Origin of the sequence: Rapidithrix thailandica (assembly GCF_039710355.1) — a bacterium.
Taxonomy (GTDB): domain Bacteria; phylum Bacteroidota; class Bacteroidia; order Cytophagales; family Flammeovirgaceae; genus Rapidithrix; species Rapidithrix thailandica.
Genome location: NZ_JBDKWZ010000005.1, coordinates 133,667 through 144,703 on the forward strand (window position 1 = coordinate 133,667; position 11,037 = coordinate 144,703).

9 protein-coding genes are annotated in these 11,037 nt (G+C 40.8%); 6 read left to right on the forward strand and 3 right to left on the reverse strand.

Features of this window, described 5'->3' with window-relative positions:
* The first annotated feature begins 112 nt into the window (after nt 1–112).
* The 4 genes from AAG747_RS10140 to AAG747_RS10155 all read left to right on the forward strand — a co-directional run bounded on the left by AAG747_RS10140 (nt 113) and on the right by AAG747_RS10155 (nt 4,657).
* A complete protein-coding gene (locus tag AAG747_RS10140) occupies nt 113–1,897 on the forward strand; it encodes a hypothetical protein (protein WP_346821047.1) in 1,785 nt (594 codons plus the stop codon).
* Nucleotides 1,898–2,068: 171 nt separating this feature from the next.
* Nucleotides 2,069–2,326, forward strand: coding sequence for a 4a-hydroxytetrahydrobiopterin dehydratase (locus AAG747_RS10145; protein WP_346821305.1), 258 nt, complete (start codon nt 2,069–2,071; stop codon nt 2,324–2,326).
* A gap of 366 nt (nt 2,327–2,692) precedes the next feature.
* The gene (locus AAG747_RS10150; protein WP_346821048.1) at nt 2,693–3,817 is read left to right on the forward strand and encodes a TRAP transporter substrate-binding protein; all 1,125 of its coding nucleotides are present in this window, start codon (nt 2,693–2,695) and stop codon (nt 3,815–3,817) included.
* A 42-nt stretch (nt 3,818–3,859) separates the two neighbouring features.
* The gene (locus AAG747_RS10155) at nt 3,860–4,657 is read left to right on the forward strand and encodes an alpha/beta fold hydrolase (protein ID WP_346821049.1); all 798 of its coding nucleotides are present in this window, start codon (nt 3,860–3,862) and stop codon (nt 4,655–4,657) included.
* Nucleotides 4,658–4,694: 37 nt separating this feature from the next.
* Here AAG747_RS10155 and AAG747_RS10160 read toward each other — a convergent pair whose 3' ends face one another.
* A complete protein-coding gene (locus tag AAG747_RS10160) occupies nt 4,695–5,270 on the reverse strand; it encodes an adenylate kinase (protein WP_346821050.1) in 576 nt (191 codons plus the stop codon).
* Between the two features lie 162 nt (nt 5,271–5,432).
* Here AAG747_RS10160 and AAG747_RS10165 point away from each other — a divergent pair, with 162 nt between their 5' ends.
* The gene (locus AAG747_RS10165; RefSeq protein WP_346821051.1) at nt 5,433–6,587 is read left to right on the forward strand and encodes a tetratricopeptide repeat protein; all 1,155 of its coding nucleotides are present in this window, start codon (nt 5,433–5,435) and stop codon (nt 6,585–6,587) included.
* Between the two features lie 49 nt (nt 6,588–6,636).
* Here the strand turns inward: AAG747_RS10165 and AAG747_RS10170 are convergent, their stop codons facing one another.
* Nucleotides 6,637–9,471, reverse strand: coding sequence for a T9SS type A sorting domain-containing protein (locus tag AAG747_RS10170; RefSeq protein WP_346821052.1), 2,835 nt, complete (start codon nt 9,469–9,471; stop codon nt 6,637–6,639).
* Between the two features lie 348 nt (nt 9,472–9,819).
* Here AAG747_RS10170 and dcd point away from each other — a divergent pair, with 348 nt between their 5' ends.
* On the forward strand, nt 9,820–10,341 hold the full coding sequence (gene dcd / locus AAG747_RS10175) for a dCTP deaminase (RefSeq protein ID WP_346821053.1): 522 nt from the start codon (nt 9,820–9,822) through the stop codon (nt 10,339–10,341).
* 63 nt (nt 10,342–10,404) lie between these two features.
* Here the strand turns inward: dcd and AAG747_RS10180 are convergent, their stop codons facing one another.
* Nucleotides 10,405–10,944: a pyridoxamine 5'-phosphate oxidase family protein gene (locus tag AAG747_RS10180; protein WP_346821054.1), complete on the reverse strand. Its 540-nt coding sequence runs from the start codon at nt 10,942–10,944 to the stop codon at nt 10,405–10,407.
* Nucleotides 10,945–11,037: the final 93 nt, after the last annotated feature.

Here is an 11,037-nt window from a genome sequence, read left to right on the forward strand (position 1 = left end):
GTTTTCCGGGCTTTTCCTTTTGCAGGAAATACGCGCAACATGATGTACATCATTTCCAGAACTGTTTGGCTTCGCTTTCTTTACAACAGTTTATCATTTAAAAGACTAGCGAATGAAACGTATACACTCCTTCCATATTCCGGTTATGGGAACTGGATTTACCATTGACACTCCTATAAAAATAGCGCATTACGGAATCTCCTCGGTGATCTCGATTGTAGATGACCAACTTATTGAACGGATGCGGGAATATTACTGTCAAAAGCTGCAATTGCCTTTTGATCCCATTACGGAAAAGGTGTTGGATTTCAGAGCAAAAAGGATAACTGCCTATCTCAACCTGGTACATCAAATTGTGGGGAATAAGTTTGAAAACCTGCTTCAATCTCTTTTGGAAAAGAAAGGGGAGATCGAAAAATATATGGATATGTTGCCGGCCTTTTCTTCTTTAAAAAAAGAATATATGACCTTGCTGGAAGCGAATACACCACTGCATCAATTAAAAACCTGGCTTCAACGCAATTTGTCTTGCGGATCGATTGATGTGAACATTATGACCAAGCTGGATAAGGAAAATTATTCCAAGGATGAAAAGCTACCGGTAGAGTATAACGATGCCCATGCAGCACTCCGGGGCTTTGCTCAAAGTGAATTGGAAGCCTCTCTTGTGCTTTCGGCAGGTATGAATCCACGCTTATACAATTACCTTGAACAGTTTGAAGATTTTTATCCCCAACCGGGTAAAAGCAATAAAAAGAAAATTGTTCTGAAAGTCAGTGACTATCGCTCAGCATTGATTCAAGGAAAGTACCTGGCCAAAAAGGGGCTTTGGGTGGATGAGTACCGTATCGAATCGGGTTTGAACTGTGGTGGGCATGCCTTTGCTACCGATGGCCATCTGATGGGACCTATTTTGGAAGAGTTTAAACAAAACCGGAAAGCGTTAGGACAATCGGTATTTTCCTTATACGTTGAGGCATTAACCTCCAAAAAACGTTATTGCCCGGAGGAAATTCCGGATGTGGCCATATCTGCTCAGGGGGGATTGGGGACTGCCGAAGAACATCAGTTTTTATTAGAGCATTATCAAATCAATTCCGTAGGTTGGGGCTCTCCTTTTTTATTGGTGCCCGAAGCCACCAATGTGGATCCATCTACCCGGAAACAATTGAGTAAGGCAGAGGAAAAAGACTTGTACTTGAGCAATATTTCACCTTTGGGGGTGCCTTTTAATAATCTGCGGAACAATAGTAAAGATCAGGAAAAGGAGAGGCTTATAGAAAAAGAGAGACCCGGAAGCTCATGCCCTAAAAAGTATCTGGTTTCGAACAAGGACTTTACAGAGGAAGCGCTTTGTACGGCATCCAGGCATTACCAGCATCTCAAATTGAAAAAACTGGAAGCACAGCAATTATCACCGGAGGAATACCGGACGGAATACGATAAGATTGTTGAAAAATCGTGTATTTGTGTAGGACTGGGAACCCCGGCCTTGCTAGTGAATGGTATGGATACACGCAAAGAAGGGGAGGGGGTGTCTGTTTGTCCGGGACCTAATATGGCCTACTTTTCCAAAGTCGTTTCACTGCGGGACATGGTTCGTCATATTTATGGGAAAGCAAATGTCATTCAACGGAAAGACCGTCCGAGTCTTTTTATCAAAGAGTTAGAGATGTATGTCACTTATTTTAAAAATAAATTACAGGAATCCTCCGGAAATAAGACTGCCAAATCAGAGAAATACTTAAAAACGTTTAAAAACAACCTGTTGAAAGGAATTGCATATTATCAGGAGTTATTCACCTGTTTTGGTGCGCAATTAGAATTGTTTAACCCGCAAATGTTAGTGAAGATGAACCGCCTTGAGCTGGAACTACAAGCGGTAGAAATTGCATGATGTACAAGCGGTAAAACAAAGGAAGGGGGAGAACAAAGAATGTTTTCCTCTTTTTTGTTTCTATAGATATGGGGTATGATTTTTTAAAAGATTGAGGGTGATCTGAAGATTATTCGGCCTATCTCCTTGCGTAGCTTTCCGGGAATCACTAAACTCACAGAGAAAATCAGTATTTACCTTAACCTTTCACTAACCATGTGGCAAGAGATTGATAACAAACTCGTCAGAGAATTTAAGTTCAAAGATTTTGTAGAGGCATTTGCCTTCATTTCCAAAGTGGCATTATTGGCCGAAAGACAAAATCATCATCCGGAATTATACAATGTGTACAATCAAGTAAAAATCAGTTTGTGTACTCATGATGCCGGAAATGTAGTGACAGAGCACGATCGCAAGTTGGCCGCAGCTATTGACAAAGTGCTTGGCTAAGTACTTCTTCCAAAGAATTGGCAGCTTATCGGAAGTGCATAAATTTTACAGAGTGCCACCGGATTTCTCCGCCTGGTATACCTAACAGGCGGAGTATACTTTTTATATAAAGAAGTGACTTAACCTTTTTCTTTTTTTGAAATGTTTCAAAAAGTGATACAGAGGAGCCGGTTTTGATTCTATTTTCGGTTAAAAACTATACGTTTAAACCACTTCAAAGTATTCCTTTTCATGTTTTCTCCTTATTTTCTTTGGATAAACTATATTTTCAAATAATTTTCCTCTGATGGGCATACACAAAGCCCGAAGAAGGATGTTTTGTACTACAGTTTGGGAATGAGAGTAATGATTGGCACTTGATTGCATATGAAAGAGAAAAAAATACAACGAAGAGAATTTATTCGAAAAGGGAGTTTTGCTGCCGGAGCGGCCACTTCCGCTTCCCTTTTGGCCGCTTGTGGGCACACAAGTCAGAAAAAAGTGGAGTTGCCTGCTTATATGAGCAAAAAGTTCGAATGGAAGTGTGTGACGGTATGGCCCCCTAACTTTCCGGTGGTAGGAGAGTCTATCAATCAGTTGGCAAAGGAATTGGAAACCATGTCAAGCGGCCGTTTGAAGATCAAAGTATACGGAGCCGGAGAATTAGTGCCGGCTTTTGAAGCCTTTGATGCCGTGACGCTGGGAGCCGTACAAATGGGGCATGGAGTGGCTTATTATTGGGCGGGAAAAATCCCTTCGGCGGTATTTTTTGCCGCTGTACCGTTTGGCATGAATGCCCAACAAATGAATGCCTGGCTGTATTATGGTGGTGGATGGGACTTGTGGCGAGAGCTTTATGCCAAGTTTGGTTTGGAGCCTTTTCCTTGTGGAAATACCGGGGTGCAAATGGGAGGTTGGTTTAACAAAGAGATTAATTCGGTAGAAGATCTTAAAGGATTAAAAATGCGGATTCCCGGCCTCGGAGGGAAAGTAATTTCGAAAGCCGGAGGTTCCAGTATTACAGTGGCCGGAGGGGAAATTTATACCAATCTGGAGCGGGGGGTGATCGATGCCACGGAATGGATCGGGCCTTACCACGATTATTTAATGGGTTTTCACCGGGTGGCGAAGTACTATTATTACCCGGGCTGGCATGAACCCGGGCCCACCTTGGAGCTTTTTTGCAATAAAAAGGCCTATGAAGAACTTCCGGACGACTTGCAGGAAATGGTCAGGATGGCTTCGTATAAGTACAATATGTTGATGCTATCCGAATTCGAATCCAAAAATAATGAGTATTTGAATAAGATTGTAAACGAAAGTGAGGTACAGATAAAGCGTTTTCCGGAAGAAGTGATTCACAATTTAAAATCCATTGCAAAAGAGGTAGTGGAAGAAGTTGCAAATGCCGATCCTTTTGCCCAGAAAGTGTATGAAAGTTATTCAAAGTTCAAAAAAGACATCACTGCCTGGAGCGAAATCTCGGAACAAACCGTCACCCAATATTTATAAAACCCATTGATCCCAATCAGGGATAAGTTGAAAAAGGAATGTATGGAGTTTGAGAAATTTACCTGCCAAAAACCTGTGTTAGTGTTGCTCCCCGGCTTTTGCGAAGCTGGCTTTATTTGGGAGCCGGTGATGGATGCCTTGGAGCATTATTTTCAAGTGATCTCCTTGGATTTACCTGGCTTTGGATCGGAGGCTTGTATTTGGAAAGCATCCGTACAAGCCTATGCCTGTTTTGTGAGAGAGGAATTAGTACAAAGGGATATTCACCAATGTGTGATGGTCGGTCATTCTATGGGAGGATATATTGCGCTGGCATATGCCAAGCTATTCGGGGATACCTTATTGGGCTTGGGACTTTTTCACTCTACAAGCTTTTCCGATTCCGAAAAAAAGCAAAAAGAGCGGGAAAAGATGATTTCTTTTCTACAAAAATTTGGGAACCACCGCTTGGTTCATGCGCAGTTTGCCCATCGTTTTTCCAAACAGTTTCAAACGACTCAGAAGGAATTAATCCAAAAAATAAGCAAAAAAGCTTGGGAAATATCCGGGGAGGAAGCCATGGTGACTGCTCTCCAAGCGATGGCAGAACGGGAAGAGAGCCTTACGTTTTTAAAGAGTTGGTCACGACCGGTGATGTATCTTTCAGGGAAAGAAGATAGGGCAGTACCTTGGCAACGTAACCAAGAAGAAATCTTACAATTGACTACTGCTCATATGGTGATATTGGAACAAAGCGGTCATTTTGGAATGTGGGAAGCTCCTGAAAAGTCCGTTCGGGCGATAGTAGGGTTTGTAAAGTGCTGTTATAGAAAAGAACAACAGCGTCAAAGAGTAACTTGACACTGTTGTTCTATGGACTGATTTAGACGCAATTTGCTTATTTCAATGCATCGATAGCATTACTAAGACTTTGGAAAATCTCTTCGATTTCCCCGATTCCCTGTACGGACGTAAACTTGCTTTGGCCTTTGTAGTGCTTGGCCACCGGAGCGGTTTTTTCTTCGTACTCCTGTACTCTTTTGCGGATCAAGGCTTCGTCTTGGTCATCTGTACGGCCAGAAGTTTCCCCCCTTTTCAAAATCCGTTGAGTTAATTCTTCTTCATTCACTTCCAAAGCAATCATGCCTGAAATTTGCGTATTATTATTTTGCAATAGCTCATCCAGAGCCTGTGCTTGTTTCACTGTCCGGGGGAACCCGTCAAAGATAAATCCCTCTGCATCTTGATTCTCTTTCAACTTGTGATCGATCATTCCGATGACGACTTCATCCGGCACGAGTTTTCCCGAATCGATAAGAACTTTGGCCTTCAATCCTAATTCTGTTCCCGCAGCAATCTCTGACCTGAGTAGATCTCCGGTAGAGAGGTGTACCAGGTTGTATTTTTCCTTTATCTTCGCACTCTGTGTTCCTTTGCCCGCACCTGGAGGGCCAAATAATACTATATTTAGCATAATTTTTTGTTGAATGTGAATTAATATGTAATGCTATCTCAAATGAGGGTGAAAGTTATTAAATTGTGCCCTAGTAACAAAGGAATGAGAAATAGTTTTATAAGCCCATAGGCTTCCATAGATTGTTAAGCGTGCATAATGATTGAATGTGGTTTTTATAAAATGAGTAGGTATTTCCTTCATGGTTTTGGATGGATGGTTATGTTGCTATTGTTTGGGTGTCAGTCAGATGTGCCGGTGAAGGATCAGTTGGTTGACTTCCGGGAACCCACTAACCGGGACTTTAAAAAACAATTGGAATTTATCCGGCAAGCCTTGGAAAAATATCCGGAAAAGGCAGAGTTGTATTATCAGAAGGCATTGATCAATTTTGAAATTGAAAAATACAATCAAGCATTGCGGGATATAGACGATGCCTTGGAATTAGATACCCGTCCGGAAAAATATACTTTCTTTAAAGGCAAAGTTTTATACCAAAAAGGGGCTTTGCAAGAGGCCTTGAAGGAATTGCATAAAGTAGAAAATACCGAGTTTGACGATTTTGAATTGTATCAATTCATTGGCGTGATCTATCATCAATTGGGGAAAGAGGATCAGGCATTGACGTACTTGCAAAAGGCAAACAACTTTGTACCGGGCTTGCCCAATGTACTATATGCTTTGGGAGCTATCTATTTGAAAAAGAAAGAAAAGGAAAAAGCCCGGAAATTTTTGTTTGAAGCGATTAAAAGTGAGCCAACCTATACTGAGGCTTATATTCAACTCATCCAATATTATCAAGAAGAGTTATTACCTCAGAAAGCGCTGGAAGTGGCCGATACTGCCGTACGTTTGTGTAAGCAAGATGCCTTTTTATACAGTTCTGTTGGAAAGACACTTTCTCTGTTAAACAAGCCGGATAGTGCAAAATACTGGTTTGATAAAGCTGTGAAGCTGGAAGAGGGCCTTTGGGAAGCCAGTGAGAACTTAGCGGAGTATCACCGGAAGCGGAAAAATTATTTGTTGGCGGAGGGGTATTTAAAATCAGCCGTGGAGAAGAACACAGATTTGTCTGCTCCGTGTTTTAAGTTAGGGTTTTTATACGAGTATTATTTAAGAGACTTGAAAAAAGCCCAGGAAATGTATGGGATGGCTCTAAAGCGTGACTTGGAAAATGAAGAGTATCAAACGGCCATCAATCGGATAGAACGAAAAATTCGCTTTTCAGCTTCCGAAGCTCGAAACAGAGCACGACAATCTGCCTTTCGTTCGGCCATCCGGGATACGGTTCAGTTATTACCGACTCCTCTGCGTACGATTGAGATTGATGAAGAATAAAAAATCCTCCTGGTATCAGGAGGACAAGTGTGCGGGAAAAGCGTGGGTTTTATTTCTTTACTACTTTTTCACTCCATTGTTTATCAGGAGACTTCACCAAGACGAAGTACATTCCTGAGGGTAATCTTTCAAGATGTTGAATCATAAACTCATTAATACCCTTTGTCAGATTCACCATGGAATGGTACAGGCGGTTTCCTGTGATATCAATTAATTGTATGCTTCCTGTTTTCTGAGTATTGGTTTCTATCACAATTTTTAGGTCTGAGTGAAAAGGGTTAGGCGATACCAATGTGATTAAGATTGACTCTCGGTTTGGGAGTTTTACGGATATGACTTTCGAAAAGCTTTCCTTTTTATCCGTATCCACTTGTTTTAAGCGGTAATAAACATTGTTTTGGCCTAAGTTATACACTTCATGGTCCATAAATTGATATGTGCTATTGGAGCGTCCAATGGCATCTTTATAACCAATAGCTTGAAAAGTATCTCCTCCCAAAGAGCGCTGTATTTCAAAGTAACTATTATTGGTTTCAGAAAGTGTTTCCCATTGTAACAGGGCCCCGTTTTCTTCCAGGGTTACAAAAAAATCGGAAAGCACAACAGGCAATGGGTTATTGCCACTGGTAGAAATAAATGTAAAAGGGCTAAAGCTGGAAAAGGAAGAAGTGGCGCTTCCCGGAGAATTTATATCTGTAAAATCAAGGCTAGCACTTGGGTTATTTATCTCCCAATGATTTGAGCCTTCATCGTAATGGGCTACTTGGAGGTCATCAGTTCCTAAAAGCGCTTGTGTAATATCACTTCTACGAGCATCCTCCCAAGCCAAAGACACTTCTGTGAGTCCTGGGGCGGTACCACCGCTGTGTTCTACGTCCCAATATTCAATTGTACTGACAATGGTACTGGGGGCTGTAACTAATAACAGTGGATCAATGGTATCATCACTGTAGGATGCATAATGGTATTCGGCGGTAAATTCAGTGGTAGCATCGGCCGTTAGCATGTTTGTGATGCTGGCTCGAGCCCAAACGCCATTATCCCCTATGGGAAAATAGAAGTCTTCACTACCTGTTTTTTTGACCGGACCATCCACATAACTAGTACTTGCTCCTCCATTGCTTGTCGAGCCACTTTCAAATTGGAATACCGTGCTTGAAGTCGTTTGCACGATTCCTTGTGTAAAAGTCGCTTTCCCTCCGGACTTAATCTGGGTAATAGCATTGGGAATCACATCACCTGAGGCTTTGTTGATTGTGAAGTTATAAAAGATTTCTTCCGTATCGGAAAGGGTGATGTTTTGATCGGTAGTGCCGTCAAATGTCACCGTATTTGTACCTTCATCAAAATTACTTTCAAGTAGATTGTTTTGCCAGTCACCGGCTATACTAATGTTGTGATCGGCATCTAAAGTAGCATTGCCCGTAATGATCAGGTTGCCGTCTACATCCAGGTCATTCCGGGTTACTTTTGTGCCGCTTTCCGCGAATTGTACATGGTAGTAGTTCAGACCAAATACAGTTTGACCACCAGCAGCATTATAATTAAATGTATTGCTATTAGTAGCACAATCCAGTATGCTTTCTACATCAGCATCACTGGTACCGGTTCCTGCAAAGTTCCAGGTGGCACCGTTTAAGTTACTGAATTCACTTCCGGAGTCTATACTTCCATCAGTAAAGTCTCCTGATTGGTAGATGGTAGCATTGTTATTCAACTCCAGGTCTCCGTCATTTAAGGTAATATCTTGGAATATTAATACTGAATTATTTTCCAGTGTTGCACCACTGATACTACTCCCATCCATATAGATAGCACTGTTGATAGAAGTTGTTTGGTTATTGACAAACCCGGTGTTGTTTTCATCGAAATACAAACGGTTAATAAATAAGGTATCTGACAAATTATTTGTTATGGTTGAATTTGCACTCCCGGAAGAAAATAGTAAATCTTCTGAAAGGGTAATGGAGCTATTGCCATCCACCTCCAAAAATGAGCTTCCTTCATTGAGGCTAATATTGGAGATCTCTAAGGTACCTTCATTATTTAACAAGATACTGTACGCAGATTGGTAATTAATATCTGCCGTATTGCTGTTGGCATCCATCGTTCCACCGGATTCAATATTTACAAAGCCTTTTTCAATGTCCAGATAATAGGCCGCTCCCCATTGCAAGGTTCCGGTATTTTGCACATCCACAGCTCCCACAGCCCCACTTACATCTAAGGTAATTACATCATTATTTCCAATAACTGCCACATTTGTACCATTGGGTGTGCACCCACAGGCCACCCTTCCACCTACTGAAAAGTCATCTGTCGACCAATTGTTTCCATCACTCCAATTCCCGGTATTGAATGAGTAAATGGGGACAACCGAGGAAACTGTTACATTGTCAAATGTAGCTTCTTGCCCGTTAATTTTTATAGTAATCTGTACGTTGTTACCAGTGAGAATCCTGGAAGTAACTACACTACTACCCGTAGATACTGCAGTACTGATGTATTCAAAAATAGTGGATTCTTTCCCTCCGTCTTCTTGAATAATGACTTGTATGTAATCTCCGGCACCGAAATCCCAAAAGACATCCAGGGAGATTTGAACATAAGCCTCTCCGGAAATGTCAATATTTTCAGAAGCCCAGATTTGTTCACTTCCGGTATTTGAAGCATAGAATTTATCATTTCCGATAAGGGTTACTCCCCATACATCAGGGGAACCGTTGGGTAAGGCACTCCAATCTGAGCCTAGAGGGAGGTTATCATCATTCCCTGTGGTAGCTCCTGTAGAATAGCCGGAAAAGTCTTCAATCCACACTTGAGCTAAGGCATTATTAAATAGAAATAAGATAAGGAAAAGTAGCAAAAAATAGTGTTTTTTCATGGTTTCACTCAAATTGATAAAAGAGGTAGGAACTAGTGATTGAAGCCGTGGTTAGTATTGCTTATTTTATAACTCCTTTATTTACTACTTACGATATGAATGTGTTATTAATTATCTGTTTTACAGTATATTGTAATATATTTCTTTATTTGGATAATAAAATGAAAGAAAATATAATTATACCTATTTATAGTTGTTGAATAAGATTTGTAAAGTGAAACAAAAGACGGATTTTCAATAAAAAATCATCTACTGCAAAAATGTAAGGAATCTATATTTTTTAATATTTTTGAAACATTTACCAAAGAATTTATCTTTATATATCTACCTATTATACTTAGATAAATTATGATACTTTCTGGTAAACAAATTCAAGAGAAACTAGGGAAAGATATTTTCATTGAACCCTTTCAACCGCAGCAACTGAATCCTAACAGTTATAATCTCCGGCTTCATAACGAACTATTAGTTTATAAGGAAAGAATATTGGATATGAAAAAAGCCAATGCTTATGAACTGATCAAAATCCCGGAAGAAGGCTTGGTATTGGAGCCTGGCAGGCTTTATTTGGGGAGAACCTTGGAAAGAACCCGTGCCGAGGTGCATGTGCCCAAGTTAGAAGGGCGCTCCTCGGTAGGGCGTTTGGGAATTTTCATTCATATTACTGCTGGCTTAGGGCATGTAGGTTCGGATGGCTATTGGACCTTGGAAATCAGCTGCGTTCAACCGGTAAGAATTTACCCTCATGTGGAAATTTGTCAAATATACTTTTTTGAAATCAAAGGTGATCACGACCCTTACACAAGTAAGTATCAACACAATGATGGGGTACAGCCTAGTTTTATGTACAAAGAATTCATAGAGAAATAGTACAATATTCTACAATGCCTTCGGGCACACCACTTTATTTGACAAGTGGTGTGCAGGGAGGTATTATTTGTAAAGAATGGGTTTGCCGTTTATACTAATGCTGTTCTTTGCCCGGCGGTAATTGTTCAATCCTTCCTCCCCCTTTCTTTCGGACCAATCCAATAAAGTACTACGTTCCCCTTGGTATTGGTAAAATGGGATGGAAAAACCACAACTACTTTGCACCGAGTCGATATGCAGGACAAAAATTTGTCGGGTTCCCAATAAAGGTTCGAAATGAGTCATATATTCATTCCATCGTTCATCCGAGGACTGAATGACTTCCTCCTTACCGAATAAGCGTAAAATCAAAGGATTCTTTTCAAAGCTGCAAAACATCACTGTCATACGCCCATTTTCTAAGACATGAGCGGCTGTTTGATTTCCACTTCCGGTTAGGTCCTGATAAGCCACTTGATTGGGACCCAGCGCCCGGAAGGTATCCATGCCCTTCGGTGACAAATTAATTCTCCCTTCTTCCGGAGCCGTTGCCACAAAGAATATTTTCTGCTTTTGGATGAAGTCAATCAGTGTTTGATCCAATGCTTCAATTAATTTGCCCATACGATTCGGAGGTTTAAGGTTTGTCTCTCTAAAAATACAATTTTTCGTAAATGTTTGCTTCTTTCTCAGGACTTTCTGCAAGTTTTTACTTGT